Source organism: Arsukibacterium ikkense, from assembly GCF_000987775.1.
GTDB lineage: Bacteria > Pseudomonadota > Gammaproteobacteria > Enterobacterales > Alteromonadaceae > Alishewanella > Alishewanella ikkense.
The window spans coordinates 25,570-39,340 of record NZ_LAHO01000017.1 but is presented as its reverse complement, the minus strand read 5'-3'; the positions used below and the strand labels follow the sequence as shown (position 1 = coordinate 39,340).

The window sequence follows — 13,771 nt, the reverse complement described above, 5'->3', positions numbered from 1 at the left end:
TACATACATTCTTTCAGTGCGCATCTGGCTTTATTGTTGGCACTAACAGCGTTGCTTGAGTCATAGCTGCAATCCTATTACCGCTGCTAACCGTATAACTTTGCACTTTTTATCACTAAGAAACGCTTATGCTCCGGATCTTCTTGCTGTGCTGCCTGTTGCTGCCCGGTTTGCTATCTGCCAACGAAGTGGCGTGGGCAGCCTGGCGCGAGGGTAAAGCTGTGTTGATAATGCGCCATGCGTTAGCGCCGGGCACTGGCGATCCGGCACATTTTAAGCTGGAAGATTGCAGCACGCAGCGTAATTTGAATCCACAGGGCCAGCAGCAGGCTAAAGCCTGGGGAGCACTGCTGCTACAGCATTATGCGGCTGACATTACGCTTTACGCCAGCCAATGGTGTCGTTGTCTGGATACTGCCAGCTTAATGAACATCGCCGAAGTACAACCCTTACCGGCACTTAATTCCTTTTTCGCAGGGCGTGGCAATGGCCAGTTGCAAACTCAGGCTTTGCTGCAGCAATTTGCGGCTGCAACCGTGCCGATGCCAACCGTGCTGGTCAGCCATCAGGTGAATTTTACTGCGCTTACCGGCTATTTCCCGGCCTCAGCAGAAGCTGCCATACTGGCGTTACCCCTAACCTCCCCCGCAACTGTACTGGCCAGGATAACACCCTGACCGCCAGTATCCGACGCGTTGTCTTGTGCTTGATTATTTGGTTATTTTCACCAACTATTAGTGAAACTGTTATGGCTTGGCAATGGCGTTAAAAATTAAACTGATAATTATCAAGATTTTAGTTTTGGCAAAGCACTTGCAAAGTGGTTAGGAACTTAATAACAAACAAGGACAGAACAATGAAATTTTCTCAATTTGCCGGTATTACCGTCTTAGTTGCTGCTGCAGTGCTGGTCAGTGGCGTATTCAGCAGTGCGGTTGCCGAAGGCTCTTATCGTAATATTGATAAAGTAATGGGCAGTGCCGTAGTCGGCAGTGGTGAGCGCTATGGCGACATTTCGCTGGTTAATGGCAGTGTGCAAATGGCCAGTAACAGCAGTGCCAGGGCCGTATCACTGGTTAATGGCAGCATAGATATCCGCGACGATGTAAAAATCAAAAGTGCGGAAACGGTAAATGGCGGTATTGCAGCGGGTCGTAATCTGCAGGTGAGCGGTGGCCTGGTTACTGTTAATGGTGAAGTTAAGTTGGCTGACAATGCCGTGATTGGCGGCGGGGTTGCAACGGTAAATGGTAATATTAGCCTTCGTAGCGCTCAGGTAGCGCAAGATATCAGTACGGTAAATGGTGATATTACACTTGCCGGCACCACTGTAGTTAAAGGTGATGTGGTATTTAAAAAACGTGGCAAAAAGAAATCGTTCTTTGGCTGGGGTAACAACAAAAAGCCAACGTTGCATATTGCTGCCGATGCAGTGGTAGAGGGCCGGATTATTCTAGAGCAGGAAGTAAAGCTTAAGCTGGAAAACCCGGCTATGCAGGCCAAAGTGGTTGAACGCTTTTAACGGCAATGATTAAAGCGGCAAGTGCTGGCGCTGTGGATAGGGTGGCGGGATCTGCCTGTTAGCGCCAATGTTCGCTGGATTATCGGCAACAGCTGCGGTAAAAAGGTAGCTGTTGACAGCCCGAGCTGTCCAGTCGCACTACAGGTGCCTGATTTGGGAAAGCAGAAAATGTGCCATGCCGTTTTATTTCGCTATCTGTATTTCAGCGCCGGTTTGCTGTTGTTATGCTGTACTACTGAGCTGCAGGCTGCCACCACCGAGCCGCCCAACAAGCTGATTGAACTGCAGTTCAGCACTGGCGAATGGCCACCTTTTATTAGTGCAGCCTTACCGCACCAGGGAGTGGTGGCCCATCTTATCCATGATATTTTTGCCGAGATGGGATACCAGGTCAGCTTTACCTTTCTACCCTGGGCCAGAGCATATCATGACACTGTTAACGGCAAATATGCCGCGACCGCAGTATGGATGGACAGTGCAGACAGAAAACACGACTTTTTTTACAGTGATGCGGTACTGGACGAACAATTTGTATTCTTTCACCGCCAACAAATGGCGTTCGACTGGCAGCAACTGAGGGACTTACGCGGGCTGCAAATCGGTGGTGGTCTGGGCTACAGCTATGGCCCGGCGTTTGACCAGGCGTTAAATAGCGGTTTGTTCAGCATATCGCGTGTTGCGAGTACCGAGCAAAACTTCCGCCGGCTGGCAGCTGGTCGGATTGACGTCTTCGCCGAAGAAATCAGCGTTGGCTACTATACGTTAAACAATCAACTGCCCGAGCTGGCATCGGCTATCAGCCATCATCCCAGGCCGCTGCTCATTAATCAGAGCTTTTTACTGTTACCACGCAATTCACCTGACAGCGAGCAGTTGTTAGCCCGGTTTAACCAGCAGTTGCAACACTTTAAACAAAGTGGCCGTTATCAGGCTTATTTTGACAGCCTGGCACAGGGCCGTTACCAATAGCACTTAGTCGTAATGCTGCAACACTCATTACCCGCCCTGCCTAGCTGGCCTGTAACGCGTCACCCATATTCTTACTGATATGCTGCAAAACGTTGTTCAGCCTGTTGCTGCTGTTGTTCAGCACGCCGCACTTCCCGCTGCAGGGCCGGCAACTGGTTTAGCATGTCGATAAGTTCAGCTTTCATCGCTTCAATTTCGTTCAGTAATTGAATCCGTTCATCCCTCAGCAGGCCATCCTCTACCAATAAGTCGGTTTTCACGGTGATACTTTTGTCAAGGTTACTGATTTGCCTGTTGTGTCGGTCAAGATCAGCACGGGCACTGTTAGCCGCTTGTTGTAAACCGTGCAGTTGCTGGCCGTCACGATATCCTTGCAGAAAATCTGCTTCCAGTGCAGCCGTGCAGCTCCCCTGATAACTGCCACCACGCTTGCCCAGATTAAAACCGCTGCGGCTGGTACAAAAGTTTTCAGAGCCCTGGCGATGGCCAAGACGGTAAGCGTCCAGATCGGGGGTAATGCCATGCTTTGCGCAGTCTTGCCGATAGGTGCTGATTGCCGTTTCCGCCTTACCCTTTGCGCCATCTTCAAAGCCAATGGTCCGCCAGTCGGCGGTCAGACACTGTGATTTATTCAGCGTAGCGCAGCCATGCAATGTGGCCAATGCCAGCAACGCCAGCCATAGTTTTTTTGTCATAATCGTCTCGTAATTATTATTTGTTGATTATTCATTACGCCTTAATTGCCAAGGCCAGCTGCATGCTAAGGTACACGGTCTATTTGTCTATTGGCAAGTTACAAAATAGCCAGTGCCCCTTTTGATTCTTTTGGTTTAATGATCAATATGTTGATACATGTTCTGCCAGTTTGTACAAAGTTAACGCCGGGTCCAGATACAGCGCGAAAGCCGGGTTGCTGGTGCAAGCCACAGTTGCAAAGCAACCATACCAGCAGTAGTGCCAGCAGAATTACCCCGGTGTCATTTAGCCAGGGGGAGGTGATGTGCTGCTCGGCTGGTGGGGTGAGAATAAGCAGTGCCAGCGGTATTGCCAGCAATAATACCCAGCGCCGCAGCGCTAACAATCGCTTGAATCATTTATCTGGTTAACCTGTTGCATTAGCTGCGTTTAGTGTACGACGTTTTCTTTGCCTGCAATAGCAAAGCCTGTCCGCGCTTATCGTCGCGGACGACATAACACCATTAATTCCATAAGGTTATTGCCGATACTTATCGTCAGAACACTTTTTCTAAAAAGGATAACATTATGGACAACAGCACAGCATCAGGCGTCGCTCTGCTAAAAGCAGCTGGCCTGGCGGCCATCGGCATGGCGTTTTGTTATATCAGCATGGCAGTGATTTTCTTTAGCCTGCTATCTGTGCCTGCGGGGGCTGATACCCTTGGTCGGATCCAGTATTTGCAGCAAGAATATATGCTGGTCGCTTCGGGTTATGGTGTTGGCTACCTGCTGTTCGGTGTGCTGTTGGCAATATTACTGCAAACGTTACAGCAGGCTGTGCCAAGTACACACTCTGCTACGGCTGCTTTAGCAGACCGTTTTGGTCATATCTGGGTCGTGCTGATGATGGCATCTGGCATGGCCGCATTAATTGGGCTGGATAAAGTATTCCGCTTAGCCGGTAGAGATCCGGTGCAGGCATTGGCGCTTTACCATAGCAGCAGCCTGCTTACCGATGCACTGGGTGGCGGCATCGAGCTGGTGGGTGGGCTTTGGGTGTTACTGTTCAGCATTGCCGGCTTACAGCAGCAACGGTTTGCCAAGGCGCTGCATCTGCTGGGGCTTATCGTCGGCAGTTTAGGCATTTTCACCGTGCTGCATACTGTGCCGTATCTGAAAGAAGCCTTCGGTTTATCACAGCTAATTTGGTTTGTCTGGTTGGGTGTGGTGTTGTTAAGTCGTGACACTGGCAAGCACAGCAGTGCTGGGGTAAGCTAAGCTAAGCTAAGCAGCAATCTTGCTTCAGCCATAGAGAATTATTATGTCGCTTGATATCTGCCCGTTACTTAATGCTATTGCCCGGCTGCAGGAAGGTTGGCAGCGCTATCAGCAGGATATCAGCGATATTCAAATCCGCGATGGCTTGGTACAGCGGTTTGAATTTACCTATGAAATCAGCCATAAAATGCTCAAGCGTTATCTTGAGCATAGTTCGGCTTCACTCGAGCAGTTCGATCAAATGCCTTTTGCTGATCTGATACGCAGTGCTAATGAGCAGGGACTACTGCAAGGCGATTGGCCGGTCTGGCGCGGCTATCGGGATATGCGTATAAAGGGTGTGGAAAGTTATATAGATGACATCGCTTTGCAAGTGATTGCAATTATCCCAGACTTTATCAGTGAGGTTGAGTTTATGGCTTCGAAACTCAAACAATCGCTAGACTCGTTTTAACTTTTCTCTACTCTACCCCCCTTCTTTAACATACGATTTTGCTAACAATACTAAATCAGCTAAATGAGTTGCCCTTGGCTTTAAAATAGGGATACTCTTTAAAATTGTAAAACCAGTCAGATTAGCAAGTGTTTTGTTTGCGCTGATAAGGCGAAAAATGTCAGCATTTGATATTAAAAAGAAGCGAACCTGACCATGTGATCTTCTTGTACTACAAGTGCCCGGACCAGGGAATGACTGAAAAAGCGCTGAGTTTGTTCTTTGGTGATGATCAAATACCTGCGGTACTCACTGACACAATTAACAATGAATATTCGCACCTGTGTGGAGTTTTTGAGCGCGCAGCTATGCCCGTTGAGGTGCCCGAGATGATGACTGCTGCGAGGCTAATTATAGAGCGATTAAAGCAAGACAGTGACCAGTTTTCCTCTCTGCTCAACAGTGTAGGTGAGATCGAAAAAGCGGAGGGCATATGACAAACTTTTTACTGACAAGCCTATTTAAGCTATTGCCCGGTCAACTTGGTAGTATGCAAGTTAGAGGTAAATAAACACGTGGCAGATTTAAAACCATGGCGGTCGATGACTGACCAATTAGCATTACTTAAGTCTCGCGGCTTATTGGTTGATAACGATACGGCAGCGTTGAACTATCTGGCTCGTATTGGTTATTACCGGTTAAGCGGTTATTGGTACCCACTGCGCGTTATCGACACTGAAACATCGCTACAGCAAAACCAGCCTGTGCGCTTTGACCACTTTATGCCCGAAAGTCATTTTGAAGATGTAGTAAAGCTGTATGTGTTTGATAAAAAGCTACGTTTATTAGCACTGGATGCGCTTGAGCGGATTGAAATGGCGCTGCGGGTGGATGTTGCCCATCTGTTGGGAGCAAAAGAGCCCTGTGCGCATTTAAACCCAAATTGCTTACACGGTAATTTTGCCAAAAAAGCCATAAAAAAAGGGCCGAATAAAGGTAAGACTGAGCATCAGGTATGGTTGGAAAAATACGACACTATGCTCAATCGTTCACGACGCGAGCCTTTTATTGTTCACCACCGCGAAAAATATAATGGCGGATTGCCAGTATGGGTAGCTATTGAGGTGTGGGACTTTGGGTTGTTATCAAGATTATTTGAAGGTATGCAGTACGCAGATAAAAACCGCATTGCCCAAAAGTATGGGCTTAGTGATGGCGAACAGTTAGCAAAATGGCTGAAGAGTTTGAACTTTGTGCGTAATGTATCAGCGCACCATAGCCGACTTTGGAATATCAATATATTAGAGTTATCGTCACGTTCAGCTGGCTGGCCACTAATAAACCATAGCCGCCCCTTTATGTACTTTGCCATTATGGCGCATCTGCTTGCAGTAATTTGTCCCAATTCAAGCTGGACACAGCGCCTAATTACACTGATTCATTCGTTTCCAAGTTCCAAGAATGGCATACTATCTCTTCAGGATTTTGGCGTCGTTGAGGGAGCGATTGAGTGGCTAGGTCATTTTCAGAAATGAGAACCGACGCGTACATAAATGCAGAGGCGCCGGTCATATTGTTGACAAGTTTAGGTCTTCGGCATCAGCCTGTCAATCAAGATTTATATAATGCTCCGCAAAGCCCAAACTACCAATAATTTTAGTATTAAGCGTATATCGCCACATCAACGAGTTAAAATGGGTTTAAGCAGCATGCCTTGCATACTCTGCTGTCTGAACCCCGTTAATTGCTCGCAGAGCAGCTGCAGGTAAGTTAGAAATTCGTGGCTGACGCTCTTGGTTTTTATACCCGCAATAAACTGCAGCTGCTGATCCGGCAGCATCGCCGGGCTGGCCTGCTGTTGCAGTGTGGCAATATCGGGCAGCAGCATGGCGCTGTAACCTTCGTTTAGGGCAATACTGACGCCTTTAGCGTCAAAGTCGCCAAAGTAAAGGATGGGCTTATTCTGCTGAAGACAGGCTGTTTTCAAGGCTTTGCAACCTTTGCTACATAAGGTATCACCTCGATAAACAAGCAAGGGTTGCTGGTAAGGCAGCGCCAGGTTAAACCGCTCCAGCTGATAAAAGCAATCAAGGTTTTCGACTACCAGCAGGGCATCAAACTGCGCCAGTGGCAGTTGTTGCCAGTCTATATCCAGCACCTGTGCTAGCAGGCCATTGGCTAGGGGCTCTTCCTGGAGTAAGCGCACCAGCACCCGCAGGTCGCGTGGTTTAACACCAATACTTTTTTGCTCAATGTTTGAAGCCAGCGCGGCATCAATGCGCTGTAGCTCTTTGTAATCGTTTCGAAAATCGGGTTGGCCCAGCTGTTGTTGGATCTTAGCTATTTGTTTAAGTAACTGCGGGCTGAAATAAAAAACGGGCAATTGCAGGCAGTTACCTGCTACGTCGGGTAGTTGCTGGGCAACGCACCAGCTTAGTACTTCCTGCACCGCTTTTTGGCTGGTGGCTTTTTTAACCCGGCCCTGCGCTGCGACTTTGGGCTGTAATTGCCTGAGAAAGTGGCAGGCAGCGGGGCTGAGCACTGGCTGCATTACGCCGCCTGTAACTGCAGGCTGATATCGCGAATAAGCAGCAGCTGGTTCATGCTGCTGGCCGGGGCTTCGTCGCGCAATATAGCAAACATCTGCTTTTCGTCCTGTGGCAATGCCTGATATTCGGCGATGATCTGATACAGCCAGATCTCGCTGTCCCACGCTAATGCCTGCTGCTGCAGATACTCCAGCGCACTGAGTTTGCCGCCTTTATCAATCACCCGCAGGTAAAAGTTCTCCACATCGGTTTTTAATGCCTGCTGGCGGGCAGCAATTTCTTCATCAATAAGCGCCATGCTAAAGCTGGCGCTTTGGGTATCGTCAAGGGCTATCGGCTGATAGCGCGGCAGGGCCCGTACCAGTTCGGCCAATACCTGGCGCTCACTGGCTTTATCCAGCGCTATAGCCGCTTTGGGCACTATTGCCGCGGCCTGGTTAAACAGGGTGGGTAGCTCAGAGCGGTTTGGGTAGTCGGCCGGCTGGTATTTCGGATGCTGGCGTAAAAAGGCTGCCATATTGGTGATCAGCATAGAGCGCGCCTGCTGCTGGCGGAATTTGGCCAGTAGCTCTACCAGCCGTTTTTGTACTTCCAGCAGGCTGCTATGGTGCGAGCTAAGCTGGTGTTGCAGCTGGCTGACCAATAGCTTACGCAGGTGGTTATTGCCCTCTGCTAATTCAATTAACTCGTTAAAGTCGAGTAAATCCAGGCCATCGAGTAGCCGGCGCAGTTGCTTTTGCGCCCGCTCGTTCTCGCGGATTTTATCATCCAGGCTGGCCACAAAGCCAAAGTCGCTGTTTAACCGGTGCCATAGGCTGTCTATCGCTTCTTCAAACTGGCCGCTTAAATCGTGCACATGCTCGGTTAAACGCTGCAGTTGCAGCTCGGCCACGCTGTAGTCGCCTTTGTACTGGGCATCGCGATACGCCTGCACCCGGTTACGAATTTGCTCCAGCTTTTCGGCCACATCGGCATTAATTTGCCGCCGGTTTTCATCGGCCACCATACTGGCGATCAGCTCACTGAGTAATGGCCGCAGCGCCAATGGTTGCTGCTCATCCGGCCGCCATAAAATACGGGCGGCGATCAGTTTTTTTAAGGCGCCTTCGCTAAAGGCGGTTTCATCAATAAAGCCGTCCAGATAACCCTGCATCAGCGCTTTATGGTGTTTGCCCAGCAGTGCCAGACGCTCGGCGCCGATATTAAACAGGTTAGAAGCAATACCGGTATCTGTTGGCGCCATCAGAGTAGTGCCTCCTGGCTTGGGGTATCGTCTACCGGCAGCTGTTCTTCATCGCGAATAAAGCGAATAACATCAATTAAATAGTCAATTTTGCCGGTGACCACATAATACTGGCGGTCGTGGTGTGGTTGCAGTAAATAGCCATGCTCTTTTAGGCGGCGGAAAATCAGTTTTACCTGGTTATCCAGCTGCTCGCTCTGGCTGTTAAAAAAGCGGTCGCTGGCCAGTTGGTTTAAACGCTGGCGCAGGCTCTGGTTATCTTCGGTGCGCAGCACAAATTCCTGCAGCTTAATGGTATCGCCGGCCGTTAAGGCGCTGTCGCGGCCCAGGGTTTCCTGTACCAGTTGCAGCCATTCCAGCAGGGGTAATAACGACTGCACCGTCAGCGTAAACTGGCTGCTCAGCTGCTCGCGCGCGTCTTTATTCAGATCAAAGTAGCCCAGGAAAAACACGCTGTTGTCGTCGTTGCCTACCAGGCGGCGGTTCAGCGGCCGCAGGTAGTGGTTAATGTCTTGCTGCGTTTGCTCATTGCTTAAATGGCGAAAGGCATCTTCGTCAGTTACCTGACAAATAAAATCACCGGCCAGCAGGCGCTCGAGTAAAGGTCCGTGTTGTAACATCAGCTTGCCTCCTGCTGTTTACTGGCGAGGCGCTCGGCCAGCCGGCTGACTTTCGGTTGAATACGTTTTAACTGGCGTTTGCTTGGGTCTTGCTGGCTTGGCTCAATTAAGTAGCGATGGCTGAACAGCATTAACACATCCGATTCCGGATTGGGGAAGGCGCCAACAATCACGATATTATTGCTGCTGCAGGCCGCAAACAGCTTTTCGACGTTGTGATAGGCCAGGGTGCCAATTTCATCTATCGGCCAGTGAATGGCCACCTTGGCATCGCCGCGCAGTAAGCGGGTAAAAGCCAGTAAGTACTTACATAAAATCAGGTAAGCCATACCATGGCTGGACGATTCCAGTAGCTGGCGGTCGTTCTTAATCACCAGTTCCGAGCCACCTTCACTTAAATGCAGCTCTAATCGCAGTAAGGATTCAATGCTGTACTGCTCATCGGCGCGCAGCAATTCCACCACATCGGCCAGGGCATTTAAGTACTGCTCGGAGGGCAGCGCTTTGCCCGAGGCACCCCAGTCATCATACAGTTTGGCGAAATGTTTCAGTGGCTGCCAGAAGCCCAGCTCGTCAATGGTGGATAATATCCGCACCTCAGAGCGGCTGATGCCTTCCAGTACTAAATCATCGGCCACCGCTTCACTTAAGCGACGGCTTTGCAGCGCAATACGGCGGTTAATGTCACTGAACACGGTAAAGAATTTCTTTAAATCACCGCCAATGTTCTCGCCCATTTCCAGCAATTGTTGCTGGGCACCTTTTAGTATTTCCAGCAGGTTTTGCAGTATCGGCAGTTGCTGGCGCTCGGCAGCGTAATCGGCCAGTTTGCGCTTTTCATGCTCCAGCCGGTCTAAAAATTCCGGACCGGCGTCTTTACTTAGCACGCTTTCGAAGTGATCGACGGCGGTTTTTAAGGCGCTATCAGCTTTGCTGCGCTGCTCCAGCGCTTCGTTGGTGCGGGCCAGGCGCTCGACCAAATCGGCCGAGCCGCTTAATGTGGCGGGCGCCATGCTGGCCAGTTGCAGCTCCAGCAGTTTCTGCAGCGCCGGCTTCAGCTGGTTTAGCAGTTGCTCGGCCTGGCTCATCAGCTCTTGCTGCTGGCGTTTTTGCTCGTCCAGCTGTTTGCTGCTGGCGGTATAGTCGGCTTTTTGCTGCTCTAATGCCTGCTTCACGCTGCGCTGCTGCTGCTTTAAGTCGGTTTCCCGCGCCAGCAGCTGGGGCCGCAGTTGTTGCCAGTCGAGCTTGATAAATTGCTGCCAGGCGGTGAGTTGATCCTGGCGCGCTTCAACCGCTTTAATGGCGGTTTTCAGCGTTTCTTGTTTTTGCTTCAGCTCGGTCAGCCGCCTGGGGTCGATGCCCTTGGCCGATAATTCCTCATTAAAGGCTTGCTGCAACTCTTTGATCTGGTTTTTATTATCATCGCGCTTATGCTCAAGCTGGCGTTCCAGCTCGTCGATTTGCTCGTCAAATACCTGCAGCTCGGCCTGCCAGTCGGCTTTTAGCTCCATTTTTTGGCTGCTATGATCGTTTTGCAGCGCTTGTAAATCCTGCTGTTGCTGCTGTTGCAGTTTCTGCAGCTGTTGTTGCTGTGCCGCCAGTTCGGTTTTAACCTTGGCCTGGCGCTGCGCCGTAAGCTCGCGCTGCTGCGCCTGCAGCCGGTTGCGGGCATCGCGGGCGTAGTCAATATTTTGCTCGAACTCAGTCAATTGCCACTGGGCTTGTTCCAGCTGCGTACGGCAAAGCTCGGCTTGCTGATGCAGCTGCTGCAGGTTTTTTTCGGCTTGCAGTTTATTGGCTGTTGCCTGTTCCAGTTGCTGCTCTGCTGCCTGAATGCGGTGGCGCACTGCCACTTCGTCCTGGGCGTAATCCGGGGTAGCAATGGCTGTCAGTTCAAGCTGCAGGCCATACAGGCTGTTGGTTAGCTCAGCCAAATGCGGTTGTAAGTCCTGCCGCTCCAGTAAGCGCTCGTCCAATACCTTACCCAGCTGTTGCTCCCAGCCGCTGTAGTGCAGGCGCAGAAAGTGGCGCAGGCTGCCTTGTTCCGGCGTAAGCTGGCGATGCAGTTGCTGTAACTGTTGCTCGCTGCTGTGCAGTGCTTTGCGACAGGCTTCCAGCTCGGTATCGGCCAGATCCCGTGTGCTGCGGGCGCTTTGATATTGTTGCTGCAACTGTTGTAGTTGTTTGGCCTGCTGCTGGGCTTGCTGCTGCGCCTGCTCTAAGCGTAAGTCGGCACTGCGCTGCTCGTCATGTTCATTTTCGCTTAGCATCGAGCCGCTAAGCTGGCTGCGCAGTACCGCAATGCTGCTGCTCAGTTCAGTTAACTGGCCGGCAAATTGCTGCTGGGCCTGCTGTAAGCGCAGGCCAAAGGCCTGCTCCAGCGCTGCCAGTTTGTTGTCCTGCTGCTCGCGTGTGCTGTCTTTTTGTTGTTGTAACTGGCGGGCTTTGCCGCGGTGTTGTTCGCTTAAGCGGTTAAAGGCCTCGGCCAGTTTCATTTTGCGCTGCTCAAGCTGGCGCTCTAAATCACCGTGTTGCTCTACCATCAGCTGGTATTGCTCGGCGGCTTCCTGCAGGCTTTCCCGCCACAATGGCAAAGCATCCGTGTCGCGCTGCAGTTTGGGCATATCCTGGCCGTCAAAATCGTCATAGCGTTGTTGCAGCTGATCGAGCCGGGCGCTGGTTTCATGCAAATCGGCGTCGGCTTTGGCCAGCTGGCTGTTCAGCTCCAGTTGCTGCTGACTGAATTGCTCTTTTAATGTTTGCAGCTGACCGCGCAGGGCATTAACCTGCTGCTCGGCATCGGCCTTAGTTTGCTTCTGGTGTTGCTCGTCTTGTTGCAGCAGGGGTAATAGCGCGACCAGCTGCGCTTCGGCGCCATCCAGTTGCTGCGCCAATTGGGTTAAGCGGCCAAAGTCTTGTTGCAGTTTATCCAGGCGCATCGACTGGCGCATTTGCAGGATCCAGTCGCGTGCTTTGGTGTTTTTCACTTTAGTTGTGGGCAGGGTTACGCCGTCTTCTTCAAAAATGGCTGCCAGCATGGCTTTTAGCGTATCCATTTTGCCTTCTTTGGCATGCACGGCACTAACCAGTTTTTCAATATGGCGCAATTTATGGCCACTGCTGACCAGGCTAAAACTGGCGGCCAGCCGGCGCAGCTTAACATTGTCGGCATTATTACCACGCAGCGCCGCCGCATCGTTCTGAATAATACTGCGATACTCGCTGGTGGCGCTGATCTTGGCCGATACCTGCACCTCTGGCCGGCTACGCATAGCGGCGGCCCAGTCGTTATAACTTAAGGCTTTTACTCCTTCGGCGCTTTGCGTTAAGAAAAAATCACTTTGGTAGGGCGCGCCGACAAAGCGGTATTCCACGCCGCAGTCGCTTTTGCGGGTGAGTACCACCTGGCATAAGGCACCGCCTTCGCGCTGATATTCGTAAATCAGGTAGCTATTGGCAAATGGCAGGTAAAACTCATCAAACTTTTTGCGGGTTTTCGGCACTACCCGGTTTGGCTGCTCGCCATAAAATACCGGCACCAGCCGCTGCAAGGTGGTTTTACCCGAGGCATTGGTGCCGCAAATATTAGTGTGCTGATCCAGCTGTAATTCCACCACCCCAGGCAGGTGGGTGTGAATAAGCACAATACGGAGTAATTGAGACATAGCGCATCCTGTCGGCGGCGCTTAGGCTTGGCGCCGCAGTCAATGTTTTAATGCGGCTTATTATCCATGGAATGGGGCTAAATGCCAGTTTGAAATAAGCTGGCGCTATCATTAACGTCGGGCAGGGCTTTTATGGTGAGGTTGGCGTCGATACAGGATGAACTGCGGCACTGCCCGAGCTGATATTTTGCAACTGATTGCCAAAATCATCGGCAGCGGCCATTGGCAGGCTAACGGTCAGCTGCACCTGCTGGCTATAGTCTGTTGCCAGCAGCTGGCCACCGAGCTGGCTCAGTAACTGACGGGTTTTCGCTTCAAGTGCAAAATCTATGCTGATAACAAGCTGCACTTGCGGCTCTACTCTGGTAGTTTGCGCCAGTGCTGCCGCCTGCGACACCGCGGCTGAATAGGCCCGCACCAGGCCACCGGCGCCCAGCTTCACGCCGCCAAAATAGCGCACCACTACTGCCAGGCTATTACCCAGCTCCTGCTCAGTCAGCACATGCAGCATAGGTTTGCCGGCGGTGCCGGTGGGTTCGCCGTCGTCGCTAAAGGCCTGCGTTTCCGGCTGGCGGGTATTGCCAATAATATAGGCCCAACAGACATGGCTGGCAGCGCGATACCGCTCGCGATACTGGTTAACAGCGTTCATCGCGTCATCACGGCTGGCAACCGGCAGCAAAAAGCTCAGGAACTCACTGTTTTTCTCGGTCAGCTGATGCTCAACCGGCGCAGCCAGTTCGGTATAAGGGCTCATGGGCAGTATTGGGTGTCTATTGGCAAAACGGAGGCTGATTATAACGAAAAAGCCGGC

The 13,771-nt window shown here is 51.2% G+C and carries 14 protein-coding genes; 7 read left to right on the top strand and 7 right to left on the bottom strand.

Annotated elements, in window-relative coordinates; all coding sequences use genetic code 11:
* Positions 1-128 precede the first annotated feature (128 nt).
* From WG68_RS16010 to WG68_RS16000, 3 genes are all read left to right on the top strand, one after another.
* Positions 129-677: a histidine phosphatase family protein gene (locus WG68_RS16010; protein ID WP_046558733.1), complete on the top strand. Its 549-nt coding sequence runs from the start codon at positions 129-131 to the stop codon at positions 675-677.
* A gap of 179 nt (positions 678-856) precedes the next feature.
* The gene (locus WG68_RS16005) at positions 857-1,522 is read left to right on the top strand and encodes a hypothetical protein (RefSeq protein ID WP_046558732.1); all 666 of its coding nucleotides are present in this window, start codon (positions 857-859) and stop codon (positions 1,520-1,522) included.
* Between the two features lie 168 nt (positions 1,523-1,690).
* Positions 1,691-2,491, top strand: coding sequence for a substrate-binding periplasmic protein (locus tag WG68_RS16000; RefSeq protein ID WP_083981939.1), 801 nt, complete (start codon positions 1,691-1,693; stop codon positions 2,489-2,491).
* A 71-nt stretch (positions 2,492-2,562) separates the two neighbouring features.
* Here the strand turns inward: WG68_RS16000 and WG68_RS15995 are convergent, their stop codons facing one another.
* A complete protein-coding gene (locus WG68_RS15995) occupies positions 2,563-3,186 on the bottom strand; it encodes a DUF2799 domain-containing protein (protein ID WP_046558731.1) in 624 nt (207 codons plus the stop codon).
* Between the two features lie 98 nt (positions 3,187-3,284).
* A complete protein-coding gene (locus WG68_RS15990) occupies positions 3,285-3,572 on the bottom strand; it encodes a hypothetical protein (RefSeq protein WP_046558730.1) in 288 nt (95 codons plus the stop codon).
* Positions 3,573-3,754: 182 nt separating this feature from the next.
* On the opposite strand from WG68_RS15990, the gene WG68_RS15985 reads away from it, so the two are divergent.
* The 4 genes from WG68_RS15985 to WG68_RS15970 all read left to right on the top strand — a co-directional run bounded on the left by WG68_RS15985 (position 3,755) and on the right by WG68_RS15970 (position 6,415).
* Entirely contained in the window at positions 3,755-4,447 is a 693-nt protein-coding gene (locus tag WG68_RS15985; RefSeq protein ID WP_046558729.1) for a hypothetical protein, read from the top strand.
* 43 nt (positions 4,448-4,490) lie between these two features.
* Complete coding sequence (locus WG68_RS15980) at positions 4,491-4,901, top strand: HI0074 family nucleotidyltransferase substrate-binding subunit (protein ID WP_046558728.1); 411 nt, start codon at positions 4,491-4,493, stop codon at positions 4,899-4,901.
* A 233-nt stretch (positions 4,902-5,134) separates the two neighbouring features.
* Positions 5,135-5,377 (top strand): hypothetical protein, encoded by a 243-nt coding sequence (locus tag WG68_RS15975; protein ID WP_200897615.1) that lies wholly within the window; start codon positions 5,135-5,137, stop codon positions 5,375-5,377.
* Positions 5,378-5,455: 78 nt separating this feature from the next.
* Positions 5,456-6,415 (top strand): Abi family protein, encoded by a 960-nt coding sequence (locus WG68_RS15970; protein WP_235357758.1) that lies wholly within the window; start codon positions 5,456-5,458, stop codon positions 6,413-6,415.
* A 146-nt stretch (positions 6,416-6,561) separates the two neighbouring features.
* On the opposite strand, the gene WG68_RS15965 is transcribed toward WG68_RS15970, so the two are convergent.
* The 5 genes from WG68_RS15965 to WG68_RS15945 all read right to left on the bottom strand — a co-directional run bounded on the left by WG68_RS15965 (position 6,562) and on the right by WG68_RS15945 (position 13,714).
* Positions 6,562-7,431, bottom strand: a complete 870-nt coding sequence (locus WG68_RS15965; protein ID WP_046558725.1) for a DUF7281 domain-containing protein — start codon at positions 7,429-7,431, stop codon at positions 6,562-6,564.
* On the bottom strand, positions 7,431-8,672 hold the full coding sequence (locus WG68_RS15960) for a hypothetical protein (RefSeq protein ID WP_046558724.1): 1,242 nt from the start codon (positions 8,670-8,672) through the stop codon (positions 7,431-7,433). The genes WG68_RS15965 and WG68_RS15960 overlap by 1 nt, the downstream gene beginning before the upstream one ends.
* On the bottom strand, positions 8,672-9,292 hold the full coding sequence (locus tag WG68_RS15955) for a condensin complex protein MksE (protein ID WP_046558723.1): 621 nt from the start codon (positions 9,290-9,292) through the stop codon (positions 8,672-8,674). Before WG68_RS15955 ends, WG68_RS15960 begins: the two co-directional genes overlap by 1 nt.
* Positions 9,292-12,957 carry an ATP-binding protein gene (locus WG68_RS15950; RefSeq protein ID WP_046558722.1) on the bottom strand — a complete coding sequence of 1,222 codons (3,666 nt, stop codon included), beginning with the start codon at positions 12,955-12,957 and terminating at the stop codon, positions 9,292-9,294. The genes WG68_RS15955 and WG68_RS15950 overlap by 1 nt, the downstream gene beginning before the upstream one ends.
* 130 nt (positions 12,958-13,087) lie before the next feature.
* Complete coding sequence (locus tag WG68_RS15945) at positions 13,088-13,714, bottom strand: YigZ family protein (protein WP_046558721.1); 627 nt, start codon at positions 13,712-13,714, stop codon at positions 13,088-13,090.
* Positions 13,715-13,771: the final 57 nt, after the last annotated feature.

Bases quoted from the DNA above. Each gene is read 5' to 3' on its own strand.
- WG68_RS16010 (WP_046558733.1), top strand. From the start codon at position 129: ATGCTCCGGATCTTCTTGCTGTGCTGCCTGTTGCTGCCCGGTTTGCTA.
- WG68_RS16005 (WP_046558732.1), top strand. From the start codon at position 857: ATGAAATTTTCTCAATTTGCCGGTATTACCGTCTTAGTTGCTGCTGCA.
- WG68_RS16000 (WP_083981939.1), top strand. From the start codon at position 1,691: ATGTGCCATGCCGTTTTATTTCGCTATCTGTATTTCAGCGCCGGTTTG.
- WG68_RS15995 (WP_046558731.1), bottom strand. From the start codon at position 3,186: ATGACAAAAAAACTATGGCTGGCGTTGCTGGCATTGGCCACATTGCAT.
- WG68_RS15985 (WP_046558729.1), top strand. From the start codon at position 3,755: ATGGACAACAGCACAGCATCAGGCGTCGCTCTGCTAAAAGCAGCTGGC.
- WG68_RS15980 (WP_046558728.1), top strand. From the start codon at position 4,491: ATGTCGCTTGATATCTGCCCGTTACTTAATGCTATTGCCCGGCTGCAG.
- WG68_RS15975 (WP_200897615.1), top strand. From the start codon at position 5,135: ATGACTGAAAAAGCGCTGAGTTTGTTCTTTGGTGATGATCAAATACCT.
- WG68_RS15965 (WP_046558725.1), bottom strand. From the start codon at position 7,431: ATGCAGCCAGTGCTCAGCCCCGCTGCCTGCCACTTTCTCAGGCAATTA.
- WG68_RS15960 (WP_046558724.1), bottom strand. From the start codon at position 8,672: ATGGCGCCAACAGATACCGGTATTGCTTCTAACCTGTTTAATATCGGC.
- WG68_RS15955 (WP_046558723.1), bottom strand. From the start codon at position 9,292: ATGTTACAACACGGACCTTTACTCGAGCGCCTGCTGGCCGGTGATTTT.
- WG68_RS15950 (WP_046558722.1), bottom strand. From the start codon at position 12,957: ATGTCTCAATTACTCCGTATTGTGCTTATTCACACCCACCTGCCTGGG.
- WG68_RS15945 (WP_046558721.1), bottom strand. From the start codon at position 13,714: ATGAGCCCTTATACCGAACTGGCTGCGCCGGTTGAGCATCAGCTGACC.